Annotated in this window: 16 protein-coding genes and 1 other RNA gene; 16 read left to right on the forward strand and 1 reads right to left on the reverse strand. The window is 49.3% G+C overall.

Annotation, left to right across the window (positions count from 1 at the left end; genetic code table 11):
* The first annotated feature begins 142 nt into the window (after nucleotides 1-142).
* The 14 genes from KNP99_RS05395 (at nucleotide 143) to KNP99_RS05460 (ending at nucleotide 12,544) form a co-directional block, all read left to right on the forward strand.
* Complete coding sequence (locus KNP99_RS05395) at nucleotides 143-475, forward strand: hypothetical protein (protein ID WP_214801990.1); 333 nt, start codon at nucleotides 143-145, stop codon at nucleotides 473-475.
* Between the two features lie 180 nt (nucleotides 476-655).
* On the forward strand, nucleotides 656-1,636 hold the full coding sequence (locus KNP99_RS05400) for a LacI family DNA-binding transcriptional regulator (protein ID WP_088837739.1): 981 nt from the start codon (nucleotides 656-658) through the stop codon (nucleotides 1,634-1,636).
* Nucleotides 1,633-2,511: a ribokinase gene (gene rbsK, locus KNP99_RS05405; protein WP_215193084.1), complete on the forward strand. Its 879-nt coding sequence runs from the start codon at nucleotides 1,633-1,635 to the stop codon at nucleotides 2,509-2,511. Before KNP99_RS05400 ends, rbsK begins: the two co-directional genes overlap by 4 nt.
* Nucleotides 2,508-2,897: a D-ribose pyranase gene (rbsD, locus tag KNP99_RS05410; protein ID WP_214804307.1), complete on the forward strand. Its 390-nt coding sequence runs from the start codon at nucleotides 2,508-2,510 to the stop codon at nucleotides 2,895-2,897. Before rbsK ends, rbsD begins: the two co-directional genes overlap by 4 nt.
* Before the next feature lie 12 nt (nucleotides 2,898-2,909).
* Nucleotides 2,910-4,388 carry a sugar ABC transporter ATP-binding protein gene (locus KNP99_RS05415; protein WP_214768833.1) on the forward strand — a complete coding sequence of 493 codons (1,479 nt, stop codon included), beginning with the start codon at nucleotides 2,910-2,912 and terminating at the stop codon, nucleotides 4,386-4,388.
* A gap of 10 nt (nucleotides 4,389-4,398) precedes the next feature.
* Nucleotides 4,399-5,358, forward strand: coding sequence for a ribose ABC transporter permease (rbsC, locus tag KNP99_RS05420; RefSeq protein WP_029331338.1), 960 nt, complete (start codon nucleotides 4,399-4,401; stop codon nucleotides 5,356-5,358).
* 30 nt (nucleotides 5,359-5,388) lie between these two features.
* Entirely contained in the window at nucleotides 5,389-6,303 is a 915-nt protein-coding gene (rbsB, locus tag KNP99_RS05425) for a ribose ABC transporter substrate-binding protein RbsB (RefSeq protein WP_214766857.1), read from the forward strand.
* A gap of 146 nt (nucleotides 6,304-6,449) precedes the next feature.
* Nucleotides 6,450-6,683, forward strand: a complete 234-nt coding sequence (gene secG / locus KNP99_RS05430; protein ID WP_029331335.1) for a preprotein translocase subunit SecG — start codon at nucleotides 6,450-6,452, stop codon at nucleotides 6,681-6,683.
* A 101-nt stretch (nucleotides 6,684-6,784) separates the two neighbouring features.
* A complete protein-coding gene (locus KNP99_RS05435) occupies nucleotides 6,785-7,525 on the forward strand; it encodes an alpha/beta hydrolase (RefSeq protein ID WP_215193085.1) in 741 nt (246 codons plus the stop codon).
* A gap of 14 nt (nucleotides 7,526-7,539) precedes the next feature.
* The gene (gene rnr, locus KNP99_RS05440; RefSeq protein WP_215193086.1) at nucleotides 7,540-9,897 is read left to right on the forward strand and encodes a ribonuclease R; all 2,358 of its coding nucleotides are present in this window, start codon (nucleotides 7,540-7,542) and stop codon (nucleotides 9,895-9,897) included.
* 32 nt (nucleotides 9,898-9,929) lie between these two features.
* Nucleotides 9,930-10,400, forward strand: coding sequence for an SsrA-binding protein SmpB (smpB, locus tag KNP99_RS05445; RefSeq protein ID WP_014971147.1), 471 nt, complete (start codon nucleotides 9,930-9,932; stop codon nucleotides 10,398-10,400).
* Between the two features lie 58 nt (nucleotides 10,401-10,458).
* Nucleotides 10,459-10,817: a transfer-messenger RNA gene (gene ssrA, locus KNP99_RS05450) on the forward strand.
* 524 nt (nucleotides 10,818-11,341) lie between these two features.
* Nucleotides 11,342-11,860 (forward strand): AAA family ATPase, encoded by a 519-nt coding sequence (locus KNP99_RS05455; protein WP_251133065.1) that lies wholly within the window; start codon nucleotides 11,342-11,344, stop codon nucleotides 11,858-11,860.
* Nucleotides 11,861-12,034: 174 nt separating this feature from the next.
* On the forward strand, nucleotides 12,035-12,544 hold the full coding sequence (locus KNP99_RS05460) for a GNAT family N-acetyltransferase (protein WP_215193087.1): 510 nt from the start codon (nucleotides 12,035-12,037) through the stop codon (nucleotides 12,542-12,544).
* A 55-nt stretch (nucleotides 12,545-12,599) separates the two neighbouring features.
* Here KNP99_RS05460 and KNP99_RS05465 read toward each other — a convergent pair whose 3' ends face one another.
* Nucleotides 12,600-12,965 carry a winged helix-turn-helix transcriptional regulator gene (locus KNP99_RS05465; RefSeq protein ID WP_215115564.1) on the reverse strand — a complete coding sequence of 122 codons (366 nt, stop codon included), beginning with the start codon at nucleotides 12,963-12,965 and terminating at the stop codon, nucleotides 12,600-12,602.
* A 204-nt stretch (nucleotides 12,966-13,169) separates the two neighbouring features.
* Here KNP99_RS05465 and hxlA point away from each other — a divergent pair, with 204 nt between their 5' ends.
* Complete coding sequence (gene hxlA / locus KNP99_RS05470; RefSeq protein WP_026827605.1) at nucleotides 13,170-13,805, forward strand: 3-hexulose-6-phosphate synthase; 636 nt, start codon at nucleotides 13,170-13,172, stop codon at nucleotides 13,803-13,805.
* Entirely contained in the window at nucleotides 13,806-14,354 is a 549-nt protein-coding gene (gene hxlB / locus KNP99_RS05475; protein ID WP_028105789.1) for a 6-phospho-3-hexuloisomerase, read from the forward strand.
* Nucleotides 14,355-14,362 lie beyond the last annotated feature (8 nt).

Raw genomic sequence — 14,362 nt, forward strand, 5'->3', positions numbered from 1 at the left:
AACTTTCTCTTATATCCTTGATTTAACCTCTATCCTCTAGTTTAGTTCCCTAAATTAAGCTAGGATATGCAGTCAAGTCGCAGTTGTTGCATTAATCGAATCAATAACCGGGTACAGAAGAAAGAACGGGGAGGGAAGAATCATGTTGTTTCGTTATTTATTTCTAGGAATGGAGACATCGATTGACGATATTCCGTTACGTATCATCTATTTCACGGAATTGATTCTATTCATCGGACTTTATCAAATCACGAGTCGTTTCTCACGACAAAGTTTAATCATCGGAACCATCCTGGGTGTCGGGGGATTGATTGCCTTACTACCGGGTGCGATTTATATCTTACGGTACAATCCGCAAGATGCCATCATCGATGTTACATTTTTGCTGATCTACTTATTCGAACCGCTCGCGATCCTCGCGTTCGTCATTGCGATCATTCGAAGAGCTTTCAAAAAACGACACCAACACTCTTGAAAAGTACGGAAAACGTTCGTATGAAACGTTTTTTCGTACTTTTTTGCTATGTATGGAGTTTTAGAAAGTAAGCGGAATAAAATAAATAAAATATATTTTACGGAAAACGGTTGATGTGTAACCGGTTACACAATATGATACATATTGTAAGCGTTATCAAAAGAAAGAGGTGGCGAAATCATGTCGACCATCCGGGAAGTAGCGAAAGTGGCAAATGTATCAGTCGCAACGGTATCACGCGTCATGAATGAAAAAGGATATGTCAGCGAAAAAGCGCGTGTGGCGGTGCTTCAAGCGGTTAAACAGCTTGATTATCGACCGAATCGTGTCGCCCGTTCCTTGTTTCAAAAACGATCAGGATTGATTGGATTGATCGTACCGGACATCACAAACCCTTATTTTCCCCAACTGGCACGTGCCGTCGAGGATATGGCACATAAGCATGGATATCAAGTGATTTTGTGTAACACGGATGAACAGTTTCAGAAAGAACATGAATATATCCAGTCTCTCGAAGCGATGCATGTCGATGGATTGATCATTACGACGAACTACTCGAACAACCCGAACTATGAAACCATCGAAGTGCCGATCGTCGCACTCGACCGGGTGTTACAAGGAGCAATCCCGACCGTCACATCAAACGGGTACGACGGCGGGAAGAAGGCAGCCCAATTTTTGCTCGATCACGGAGCGGATGAACTCGTCGTCATCAGTGGGCCGTCAAAGTTACCGACGATCAAAAAACGCCGGGATGGTTTTGAAGAAGTCGCAGGAAAACATCTCGTCGCAAGCATCGAGTCCCCGTTTCATTTTCAAGGCGCACTCGACGCGGCGAACTATTTGTTCGACCACTATACCTGTAACGGAATTTTTGCAGCGAACGATGTCATCGCAGCGGCAACGATTCAAGTCGCGGCAGAACGCGGGATAGCGATTCCTGAGCAACTGCAAGTCATCGGGTATGACGGAATCGAACTCGGACAAATGATTTCACCGCCACTGACGACGATCGCCCAACCGATTTATCAGATGGGGGAACTGGCGGCGAAGTTGCTGATTCAACGAATTGAAGGAAAAGAAATCGCGGCCGTCCATCATGAGTTGACGGTCGAAGTCATCGAACGGGAAACGACGAAGCGGAAGGATGAACAAATATGAAACAAATCAGTGTAGTAGGGAGTATCTCGATGGACCTGGTCGTTGAAAGCGATCGTCGTCCGTCAGCGGGTGAAACAGTCATCGGCTCAGCGTTTCATACCGTCCCGGGTGGTAAGGGGGCGAATCAAGCAGTCGCGATTGCCCGACTCGGCGGGAGCGTCGAGATGGTCGGGTGCATCGGTGACGATGCGAGCGGGACAGCGATTCGCCAAAACTTCGAAGCGGAACACGTCGGGACGACACACCTCCGAACGATCGCGAACGAACGGACGGGAACGGCCCACATCACGCTCGCTGAAGGCGACAACTCAATCGTCGTCGTCCAGTCGGCGAACTTAGCCGTCGTCTATGATGAGAGCCAGCTCGACAGCTTGCTCGGTCAGACGGACATGATTTTATTACAGCTCGAAATTCCACTGGAAACGGTCAAACAGGTGGCGCGTTACGGAAAAGAGCACGGTATTCCCGTTATCTTGAATCCGGCGCCAGCCATCGTCCTTGACGACGAGTTGCTCGAAGACGTGACGTACTTAACACCAAACGAACATGAATGTGGCTTGATTTTCGGACAACAGCAATCTCTTGAACATTGGTTAAGCCAGTATCCGAATAAATTGATTGTAACGGAAGGCAGTCGTGGTGCCCGCTTCTATGACGGCGACGCCATCGTGACGGTGCCGGCGATTAAGACGGACGTCGTCGATACGACCGGTGCCGGCGATACGTTCAACGGAGCACTCGCTGTCGCGTTGACGGAAGGAAAGTCACTGACGGAAGCGATTCGCTTTGCGAACAAGGCAGCCGGTATGTCCGTCCGGGCGCTCGGTGCTCAAGGCGGCATGCCATCGCGGGAACAGATGGAGGTCGAAGTATGAAACGACACGGCATTTTGAACAGTCAAATCAGTAAAGTCTTAGCAGATCTCGGTCATACCGATATGATCGTCATCGCTGATTGCGGCTTACCGATTCCGACCGGCGTTGCGCGGATTGATTTAGCGCTCGAACTCGGGACACCGGCGTTTGCCGACGTCTTGCGCGTCGTCGCGGACGACATGGCGGTTGAACAGGTGACACTGGCGTCGGAAATCAAGGAAGCGAACGAAGCGGCGCTCACTACGGTGAGTCAATTAAACGTGACGACGGAATACGTCTCGCACGAAGCGTTTAAGGAATTGACGAAGCAGGCGAAAGTCATCATCCGGACAGGTGAAGCGACGCCTTACGCCAATGTAATTTTACACGCCGGCGTCATTTTTTAAGGGGGAAGCACGATGCACATTGAGATGACAGGAATCACAAAAGCGTTTGGTCCCGTGCCCGTCTTAAAGGGTGTCGACTTCGAACTCGCGACAGGTGAAATTCATGCCTTGATGGGCGAGAACGGAGCCGGTAAGTCAACGCTGATGAAAATCTTGACCGGTGTCCATAAAGCGGACGAGGGAACGATTCAAGTCGATGGTGTCGAACAACACTATAAAAATCCGAAACTGGCGGAAGAAGCGGGGATTGCCTTCATTCACCAGGAGTTAAACATTCTGCCTGATTTGACGGTGACGGAAAATCTTTTCCTCGGTCGTGAGTTGAAATCACGCTTCGGTGTGTTGAAACAGGCGGAAATGAAACGACTCGCGGAACGGGAACTGGCGGAACTGAACGTCTTCATGGATGTCAATCAACTGGCGCGGACGTTATCGGTCGGGCAACAACAGATGATTGAGATCGCAAAAGCACTGATGACGCACGCAAAGGTCATCATCATGGATGAACCGACAGCTGCCTTGACGGAACGTGAGATTCGCGCCCTGTTCAGTGTCGCGACGGCGTTACGCGAGCAAGGCGTCTCAATCGTCTACATCTCGCACCGGATGGAAGAAATCTTCGAACTGTGTGACCGGATTACCGTCTTGCGGGACGGGGTCTCCGTCTCGACCCACCGGATCGCTGAGACATCATTTGAACAGATCGTCCGCGAAATGGTCGGACGCGAGATGGGTGAACGCTACCCGGAACGCAAGGTTACACACGGTGACACGGTCTTAGAAGTGACGGGAGCGACGGGGAAACGGTTTGAAGACGTCTCGTTTTCCGTCCGTGCCGGTGAAATCGTCGGCTTTTCCGGTTTGATGGGAGCGGGACGGACGGAAGTCATGCGTGGTCTGTTCGGTGTTGATCGCTTGAAGGCAGGAACAATCAAGCTGAATGGCAACGTCATCAACATCAAATCACCGCACGATGCAATCAAACAAGGACTTGGTTTCTTGACGGAAGACCGAAAAGGCGAGGGTTTGTTCCTCGACTTCTCACTCCGGGAGAACATCTCCTTGCCGACGATTCGGTCGTTAGCGAAGTCGGGTGTCATCTCCGATCAGTCGGAGCGCCAGTTCGCGGAAGGCTATCTCAAGTCGTTATCCGTCCGTCACAGCTCGATGGATCAACCGGCGAAGTCACTCTCCGGCGGGAATCAGCAAAAGGTTGTCCTCGCGAAATGGCTCGGGACGAAACCGGATGTCTTGATCCTCGACGAACCGACACGTGGTGTCGACGTCGGGGCAAAAAAAGAAATTTACCTGATTATGAATGAGCTCGCCGCGTCTGGTGTCGCAATCATCATGATCAGTTCCGACCTCCCGGAGATTCTCGGGATGAGTGACCGCGTCTACGTGATGCGGGAAGGGCAAGTGAGCGGGATGCTCGAACAACAAGAGGCGACGCAAGAAAGTATCATGACACTTGCGACAGGAGGACAATGAGATGGAATTGATGCAAGGGAAACTGACGGAAAAGAAACCGCGTCGGCTCGGAATCGGGCAGAAGCTCGGTCCGCTCGCCGGACTGTTCGCGATCGTGCTCGTCGTATCGATTATGGAACCGGACTTTTTAACACTCAATAACTTATTCAACATTTTACGCCAAGTGTCGATCAACGCCTTGATCGCCTTCGGCATGACGTTCGTCATCTTGACGGGTGGGATTGATTTATCGGTCGGTTCGATTCTCGCCTTATCGTCGGCGTTCGTCGCCGGACTGATGACGGACGGAACATCAGCCATTATTGCCGTTCTCGCCGGACTGATCGTCGGTGCTATCATGGGTGCGTTAAACGGCATGGTCATCTCACTCGGGAAAGTCGCACCGTTCATCGCGACACTGGCGACGATGACGATCTTCCGTGGCCTGACGCTCGTCTATACGGACGGACGACCCATCACGGGACTCGGTCAAGGTGGATGGTTTGAATTATTCGGTCGGGGTTACTTCTGGATCTTCCCTGTACCGGTCGTGACGATGTTAATCGCCTTCGCGGTCCTTTACTTCATCTTGAAGAAAACGACGTTCGGGCGTTACACATATGCCATTGGTGGAAATGAAGAAGCGGCGAAATTGATGGGGATTCAAGTCAACAAAGTCAAAATCATGATTTACTCGCTATCCGGCTTGATGGCAGCACTCGCCGGCATCATCCTGACGTCACGCCTCAACTCGGCGCAACCGACGGCAGGAACATCGTATGAACTCGACGCAATCGCAGCCGTCGTCCTCGGCGGGACAAGTCTATCCGGTGGTCGCGGTTGGATTGTCGGAACATTGATCGGGGCCTTGATCATCGGGACACTCAACAACGGCTTGAACTTACTCGGTGTGTCATCGTTCTTCCAACTTGTCGTCAAAGGACTCGTCATCCTGTTCGCCGTTCTCGCAGACCGGAAACAAACGACGTAATCACACACATTTTGAAGGAGGAAATTACAGATGAAAAAATTACTTGCACTCGTCATGATGGCCTTGATGGTGTTCGCAGCCGCGTGTTCGACAGAGCAGCCAGGCAGTGACACAGAAAAAGAGACGAAGACAAAGGACTTTAAAATTGGTCTCTCAATCTCGACACTGAACAACCCGTTCTTCGTTTCACTCAAAGAAGGAGCCGAAGAAGAAGCAAAAGCACAAGGCGCAACACTGCAAGTCGCCGATGCGCAAGATGACGCGGCAAAACAAGCAAGCGACATCGAAGACATGATTCAAAAGAAAGTCGATCTCATCTTGATCAACCCAACGGATTCAGCAGCAGTCGGTGCGGCCGTCCAAACAGCAAACGATGCCGACATCCCAGTCATCACAGTCGACCGGAACGCTGAAGCCGGTGACGTCATCGCCCACATCGCGTCGGATAACGTCGCAGGTGGAAAACAAGCGGGTGAATACATGATCGAACTCGTCGGCGACAAAGCAAAAGTCGTTGAACTTGAAGGGATTCCGGGTGCTTCCGCAACGCGTGACCGCGGCGAAGGGTTCCACGCGGCAGTCGACGGGAAACTGGACGTCGTTGCAAAACAATCAGCCAACTTCGACCGTGCAAAAGGTCTGTCGGTCATGGAAAACATCTTACAGAACAACAAAGACATCAAAGCAGTCTTCGCCCACAATGACGAAATGGCACTCGGTGCTGTCGAAGCATTGAAAGCAGCCGGCATGGAAGATGTCAAAGTCATCGGATTTGACGCGACAGACGATGCCGTCAAAGCTGTTAAAGATGGCAAGATGGCAGGAACCGTTGCGCAAAAACCGACAGAAATCGGGAAGATGGGCATCGATACAGCGATCAAACACTTGAAAGGCGAGACAGTCGACAAGAACATTCCAGTCGAACTCGATCTCATCAAACAATAAGTCTTCTATCATCAGTCGCGCCGGAGCAATCCTTGAGCGACTGATGTTTTTTTGCAGGAACTGGAATCCGATAAATCTATTCCTTGTTCCCGTACCTGTTTTTCTCTATAATGAAAGAAGCGTATATTATTGAAGGAGGATCATCGATGATCATTCATAACGTGGCTCTTGTCGGCCTCATCGTCGTTTCCGTTCTTCTCATCATCGTCGTTCTCTTGATGTCAGGCCGTACGGCTGGACTCGGAGCATTAACTGGTGGGGCAGAACAATTATTTGGTCGCCAAAAAGCTCGTGGCTTGGATGCGGTCCTGAATCGTGTGGCATCTGTTTTAGGAGCTTTATTCTTTATTTTGGCGTTACTCGTCGCTTTTTATAAGTGAGTATTGAAACGACAGCCGTACGTTTGCGCTGTCGTTTTTTCTTGTTTTCTCGATTTCTAAATTTTCATTTTGGGGTATAGAGTTAGAGGGGGAATCATTTTATGAAAATTACATTACCAAAACCATTCTTTTTTGAAGCCGGCAAACGGGCCGTCTTACTGTTACACGGCTTCACGGGTTCGAGTGCCGATGTCCGGATCCTCGGCCGTTACCTGCAAAAACAGGGCTATACATCACTCGCCCCACAATATAAAGGGCACGCCGCCCCACCCGAAGAGCTGACGAAGACCGGGCCAGCCGACTGGTGGCAGGACGTCCTCGACGGGTACGAAGAGCTCGTCGCGAAAGGGTACGACGAAATCGCCGTCTGCGGGTTATCGCTCGGTGGCGTCATGTCACTGAAACTGTCGATGAACCGTCCCGTCAAAGCGGTCATTCCGATGTGCGCACCCGCTTATATTAAAAGTGAAGACGTCATGTATGCAGGCGTTACCGAGTACGCTATCGAATTTAAGAAACGAGAAGGAAAATCACCGGAACAAATCGAACAAGAAATGGCAGCGTTCGAACCGATGCCGACCTTAAAAGATTTACAAGAGTTGTTGAAGCAGACACGCGATTCACTCGAAGATGTCTATGCGCCGACACTCGTCGTCCAGGCCCGTAATGATCATATGATCAATACGGATTCGGCCAACATCATCCATGATGGTGTCAGTGCATTCCAAAAAGAGCTGATCTGGTATGAGAACTCAGGTCATGTCATTACGCTCGACAAAGAAAAAGATAAGCTCCACGCGGACATTCATGACTTTTTAGAATCGTTGAACTGGAGCAATTAACTGGAGGTGTCACGTTGGAATTACGTGAACGAATACTCGAGGTCATCACGGCGGAAGAACGTCCGCTGTCGATCGATCAATTAACGAAAAAACTGGAATTAACGGATACAACTGAATTCAAAGAATTGATCCGGACGTTGAACGCACTTGAAGAAGAGGCACTCGTCGCCCGGACCCGCTCGAACAAATACGGGACGCTCGCGCAAATCGGGCAAGTCGCCGGGAAAATCTCCGTCCATCAACGCGGATTCGGATTCGTTTCACCGGAAGACGGTTCAGCAGGCGATATCTTCCTGCCGGCGCCGGAACTCGGCAACGTCTATAACGGCGACCGTGTCCTCGTCAAAGTCTTTGCCGAATCAAACGGCGGCGACCGCCGCGAAGGCAAGCTGCTGAAGATTCTTTCACGCGGACCGGCTGATTTCGTCGGGACGTTCGTCAGTCCTAAAGGACGGATTGAATCGATCGCCTACATCGAACCGGATGACTCGAAGCTGACGTTCCTGCCGGTCGTCGCGGACGAAGATACGCTCGGTGCCGTCGACGGACATAAAGTCCTCGCCCGGATCACAAAGTACCCGGACGGTCGTTACGCCGGGACCGCAAAAGTCTTACAAATCATCGGGCATAAAAATGACCCAGGTGTCGATATCCTATCGATCGTCCATAAGCACGGCATCAACGTCGACTTCTCGGACGCAGCGATTGCGGAAGCGAACAACATTCCGGATCAAATCGATGAGAAGGACCTCGTCGGTCGGGTTGACTTACGGAACGAAGTCACAGTGACGATTGATGGTGCTGACGCGAAGGACTTGGATGATGCCGTCCACGTCAAGAAACTTGCGAACGGCAACTATGAGCTCGGTGTCCATATCGCCGACGTCTCACACTATGTCAAGGAAGATTCACCGCTTGACGAAGAAGCACGCGAACGCGGGACGAGTGTCTATCTCGTCGACCGAGTCATTCCGATGATTCCGCACCGTCTGTCGAACGGGATTTGTTCACTGAACCCGCACGTCGACCGGTTGACGCTGAGCTGTATTATGGAAATCGACAAGAACGGTGCTGTCGTCAACCAAGAGATTTTACAGAGTGTCATCAAGACGACGGAACGGATGACGTATACCGATGTCCGGAAAATCATCGAACGCGAAGACGAAGAAGTGATCGCAAAATATCACGATCTCGTCGACAACTTCGATCAGATGGCGGAACTGGCAGCGATCCTCCGCGAACGGCGCTCGCGCCGTGGGGCGATTAACTTCGACTTCCCGGAAGCGAAGGTCCTCGTTAATGAAGAAGGCAAGACGAGCGAAATCCTGTTACGGGAACGGTCCGTCGCTGAGAAGTTGATTGAAGAGTTTATGCTTGCAGCGAACGAAACGGTGGCGGAACACGTCCAACACCAAAAACTGCCGTTCATGTACCGGATCCACGATGAGCCGAAAGCAGAACGTCTCGATACGTTCTTCAAGTTCATCGCCAACTTCGGCATCAATGTTGAACGCAAGGGCGAGTCGGTCACACCGAAGACGTTGCAGACAATTCTGAACGCCGTCGAAGGGGAGCCGGAAGAAGCCGTCGTCAGTACGGTCATGTTACGGTCGCTCCAACAAGCGAAATATGACGTCGAACCGATTGGTCACTTTGGTCTGTCGACTGATTTCTACACGCACTTCACGTCACCGATCCGCCGCTATCCCGACTTGATGGTCCACCGTCTCTTACGCGAGTACATCATCTTTAATGATAAATCGCAAAAGACACAGGACCGTTATGCGGAAATGCTGCCGGAAATCGCCGATCACGCCTCAAAACGGGAACGCCGTGCCGTCGACGCGGAACGCGAAACGAATGCCCTGAAGAAAGCCGAGTACATGGAGCAACACATCGGTGAGACGTTTGAAGGTGTCGTCAGTGGCGTGACGAACTTCGGTATGTTCGTTGAGTTACCGAACACGATTGAAGGACTCGTCCACATCCAGGCGATGACGGATGACTTCTACCGGTACGATGAAGCGAACTATCAGTTGATCGGCGAACGGACGAAACAACAATTCCGGATCGGCGACGTCGTCGAGATCAAAGTCACCGGTGTCAATATCGATGAGAAGACGATTGATTTTGCGGTCGTCGGGATGCCGGAACGCCAACCGAAAAAACGGTTTGAGTCGAAGACGATCCGTTCAAGCGGCGGACGTCCGGGACAAAAACGCGACGATAAGAAAGACGACCGTCGCGGCAAGTCGAAGCGTCCGAGTAAGCCGAAGGACCAGTCTAAAGGCAAAGGCTTCGCCGGGAAAGACAAAAAGGATAAACCGCCATTCCATAAAGCGGTCTCGAATAAAAAACGGAAGCGCAAATAAGCGCTTCTGTTTAGAAATGTGGTGGAAGAGAGATGCCAAAAGGGACAAGTTCAAAAGTATTAGCCAACAACAAACGGGCGTCGTTTGATTATGCGATTGAAGATACGATCGAAGCGGGTCTCGTCTTGACGGGAACCGAAATCAAATCGGTCCGTAAAGGAAAAATCAGTATCGGCGACGCGTTCGTCCGATTCGACGGCGGGGAAGCGATTCTCTGGAACTCGAACATCGCCCACTTTGAACAGGGGAACCGGTACAACCACGAACAGCTCCGTCCGCGGAAACTGTTGCTGCACAAAAAACAGATCGCAAACTTGATGGGACTCGTCTCGCGCGACGGGTACACGATCGTGCCGCTGAAGGTCTACATCAAGAACGGCTACGCGAAATGTCTGATCGGACTCGGACGCGGGAAGAAGAAATTCGACAAGCGCGACGATCTGAAGAAGAAGGATGCGAAGCGGGATATCGACCGTGCGTTACGCGACAAGCAAAAGTATTGAACCCGTAACACTTTTCTGCTATTATAATAGTATTCGGAAAGCCCCAATTTTATATCTTGGGGACGTTACGGATTCGACGGGGGTAGTTCGGTCTTCTGTGGCGTGTCGAGGGGTCGGCCTCGTTAAAACGCATCAGCCATAACTGGCAAAACTAACACACAACTCGCAGCAGCGTAACAGTTGCTACGGATCCTAGCAGCCGTCGCCTGGTCGGCTGATTTCTAGGGTCTCACTTTAAACAGGCTACGCTTGGACCCTTCCGTCTGGAGGGAAAGAGAAGAGATGGAATCAGACTGGTTGGACGGACGCCTGTCAATTGGCAGCCTGACGACGAGATCCCAATAAATTGACTACACACGTAGAAGCTTAAGTATACGATGCCTTCGGACGTGGGTTCGACTCCCACCGTCTCCATACCTTGAAATCTTAAGGATTTCAAAGATTGTTAAAACCCTTGTAAATCAAGGGTTTTTTTTATAGGATTTTTACTGAATTTAAGAAGAGAAAGTTATAGTATTGCTAAAAAGTGTACTTAGATTAATGGTCTTAGCATAATCAATTAATTATAAGAAGGTGAAAAATATAGCGCTTAATCACGAATTTGGAATTATTGATAATCATAAAAATCTACCGAGGTACATTGATTATGAACCAAAGAAATTTAATTGCATTAGTGTTGGTGACAATGTTGTTAGCGATTTAATGGAGCAACTGTTAATCATGAAAACATATTTCCAGACATTTAATCGACCAGCTAGTGGCTTGGCGTACCATGGTACTACAATTATTCCACCTGAGTCGCTATCGTTATTTTGTGATATTGTAATTTCTTCAAGTTGTTTAAAAAAATCTGCTGATCTTCAAGAACTGGTTTTGATTATCATAAGAGCGATAGAAGAAGAAAAGCATATGATTCATTTCGGAATTTAATTTTGAAAGGTCTGATTAAAATCGAAACGAAATTGATTATTTTACGTGGTAATTCTGGAAGCGGGAAAACAACAATTGCAAAAATGCTTCAAAAAAGTTTAGGAGAAGAAACACTGCTGGTTTCACAGGATATTGTGCGCCGCGAGATGTTGATGGTACCAGACTTGCAAGGGAATATGTCAATCGAGCTAATCAAAAGAATTACGGAGTTTGGTAAAGGTACATGCAAAGTGGTTATTTTAGAGGGGATATTGAAAAAACAAGTTTATAAAGAATTACTACTTGATCTCGTTGACTACTTTGATCATCACGTCTATGTCTATTACTTTGATTTACCTTTTACAGAAACGGTCGAGCGACATAAATTACGTTCTTCTGCAAAAGAGTTTGGGGAAGAACGTTTAAATACCTGGTGGATTCCGCATGATCAGCTAGGGATAAACGGTGAAATGATGCTCACCACCGATATGAGTCAACAACACATCGTGGACTTAATTCTTCATCAAATCAAAGAGTCGCCCTGTTCATAAAAAGGGGAATGTGCCGGATTACGCGTATACTACTTAAACGACATCTTTGTTGATTAGAAATGTAGTGCAGTGCAATCCAAGATTTCAAAAAGGGTTACGTGTTATGTTTTAATCAAGTACACTAAAAGAACTAATTTTTTCATATTATGTTTTATGGAAAAGGAGCTGACATCTATGATACGACGTGCCACCTTGATGGACGGAAAGGCCTTATCGGATTTGATGCGACGGATTGATCGGGAAACGAAATATATGCTGTATGAACCGGAAGAACGCAGCATGTCAACGGAACAGGCCGAAGCGTTCATTGAACGGTTTGGTCAGGCAGCGAACTCAGATATCTTCGTCGTTGATGTCGATGACCAACTCGTCGGTTATGTGTTGGTCGTCGGTGGCAAACCAAGTCGGATCCGTCACCGGGCGAACCTCGTGATCGGCTTGCTCGATGCCTATACCGGTCAGGGCCTTGGTGCTGGATTACTCGAAGCAGTCGATACGTTTGCCGTTGAAGCGGGACTTATCCGGCTCGAACTGACGGTTCGCAAAGATAACCTGCGGGCGATCGAGCTCTATCATAAGTTTGGCTTCAACATCGAAGGAACGCGGATTGCCTCGCTGTTCATTGACGGGGAGTACGTCGACGAACTGGCGATGTCAAAGATTTTTACAACAGAAGAAACCTAAAAAAGATGCTCGGCTGCCTCCTCTCAGATTGAGACGGGACAGACGAGCATCTTTTTTATTGTGATAATTTTTGTTGTTCAAACTCGACTTCGAGGACATTTTTGGCATAATCCTTGCCCCAGTCGTACATTGCATCCAGAATCGGCATCAGGCTGAAGCCGTGTGGCGTCAATGAATATTCGACCTTCGGCGGAACGACCGGATACACTTCCCGGTGAATGATATGGTGATCTTCCAGTTCCCGTAATTGATTGACGAGCATCCGTTGCGTAATGCCGGGCATCAGACTTTTTAGCTCTCCGAACCGTTTGGTGCCTTCTTTCCCGAGGTGCCAAAGAATCAGCATCTTCCATTTCCCTCCGATGATTGATAGGGTCAATTCCTTTTCACAATTAAACTGCCGGTCTTCAAAATGTGGCATCAATCCACCTCCTTTTTCAGTATAGCCCTCTTGTCATCGACAGTATACTTTTCCGCACTATGTATGAAAAACCGCACTATGTAAATTAAAAGTGCGTACTTCCCAAGTTCGTCTATGAGGATTATATTTAGTCATGTTCCTTCACGAACGTCAGAAGGAAGTGCCAGGATCCATAAATAGAGAGAAGAATGGGAGAGATCAATTATGAAATTACAATTAGCAATCGATTTAGTAGATACAGCAGGTGCCATCGCTTTAGTCAAAGAAATTGGTGAAGAAAACTTAGATATCGTTGAGATCGGGACACCGGTCGTCATCAACGAAGGGCTTCGTGCCGTTAAAGAAATGAAAGCGGCATTCCCGAACTTAACGGTTCTCGCCGACTTAAAAATCATGGATGCTGCCGGCTATGAAGTCAGCCAAGCTGTCGCACACGGTGCCGATATCGTGACGATTCTTGGAGCAGCCGAAGATATGTCGATCCAAGGTGCCGTTGAAGAAGCGAAAAAATCAGGCAAGAAGATTTTGGTTGATATGATCGCTGTTAAAGATATCGCGACACGTGCGAAAGAACTTGATGAACTCGGTGTTGACTACATCTGTGTCCACACCGGTTACGATCTTCAAGCCGTCGGTCAAAACTCGTTCGAGGATCTCGCAACAATCAAGTCCGTTGTTAAAAACGCCAAAACAGCAGTTGCTGGCGGCATCAAGATGGAGACATTACCGGAAGTCATCGCAGCGCGTCCTGACCTGATCATCGTCGGTGGCGGGATTACCGGACAAGATGACAAACAAGGAACAGCGTCAACGATGCGACGGATGCTGCAAGAGGCGTAAATGACACATATTCAAACGATTTTACAAGAGCTGACGTCAACGGTCGAAGCGATCGATCAAGCCGAGACGACGCAACTCGCGGAAGCCGTTCTAAAGGCAGACCGGATCTTTCTCGCTGGAGCCGGTCGCTCCGGCTTGATGGGCAAAGCATTTGTCATGCGCTTGATGCACATGAACTTCGATGCGTACGTCGTCGGTGAGACGGTCACAGCGAACTTGCGTGAAGGAGATTTGTTGATCATCGGATCAGGATCCGGTGAGACAAAAACACTCGTCCCGATCGTCGAGAAAGCGAAACAAATCGGTGGAACCGTCGCGGTCGTCACGATTGAGCCGACGTCGACACTGGCAAAGTTAGCGGATCTTACCGTCAAGCTGCCCGGCGTGCCGAAAGAGCGGACAGCCACGGCGGACGAAACGGTTCAGCCGATGGGCTCATTGTTTGAACAAACGATGTTGCTATTTTATGATGCCTTGATCCTTCATATCATGGCGGCGAAACAACTTGATTCAAAAACGATGTACGGCAAACATGCTAACCTAGAGTGAAATGGATA

Origin of the sequence: Exiguobacterium sp. s95, from assembly GCF_018618655.1 — a bacterium.
GTDB lineage: Bacteria > Bacillota > Bacilli > Exiguobacteriales > Exiguobacteriaceae > Exiguobacterium_A > Exiguobacterium_A oxidotolerans.